Source organism: Pseudomonas sp. 18058, from assembly GCF_902706155.1.
In the GTDB taxonomy this organism is placed as follows: domain Bacteria; phylum Pseudomonadota; class Gammaproteobacteria; order Pseudomonadales; family Pseudomonadaceae; genus Aquipseudomonas; species Aquipseudomonas rustica.
This window is the reverse complement of sequence record NZ_CACSJY010000151.1, coordinates 1-416: the sequence shown is the minus strand read 5'-3', so window position 1 is coordinate 416 and position 416 is coordinate 1. Positions and strand designations below refer to the sequence as shown.

General features: G+C 75.5%; 1 protein-coding gene. It reads left to right on the top strand.

Annotated elements, in window-relative coordinates; translation table 11 throughout:
- Window positions 1–416: response regulator transcription factor (locus GVL50_RS28585; protein ID WP_159815857.1), on the top strand; the 416-nt coding region annotated here is incomplete at both ends.

Sequence of the window (416 nt, the reverse complement as noted above, 5' to 3'; positions counted from 1 at the left end):
GGCCTACGAGCGCTGCTCGACGCGTCGGGCATCGACGTCCTCGACGAGGCCGGCAGCGGCGAGGAGGCCCTGCGCGTGCTCGACCGCCTCGCCGAGCAGGGGGTGCGCCCCGACGTCGTCCTCATGGATCTGCAGATGGGGCCCGGCCTCGACGGCGTCGCGGCGACGCGCGCCATCCGCGCCCGCGACGACGCGCCCCGCGTCCTCATCCTCACGACCTACGACACGGACGTCGATATCGTGCGCGGCGTCGAGGCCGGCGCGTCCGGCTACCTGCTCAAGGACGCACCGCCCGCCGACCTCGTCGAGGCCGTGCACCGCGCCTCACGCGGCGAGACGGTGCTCGCGCCCGCCGTCGCGGCGCGCCTCGTCAACCGGTTGTCCTCGCCCGCACCGACGCTGACGGCCCGCGAACT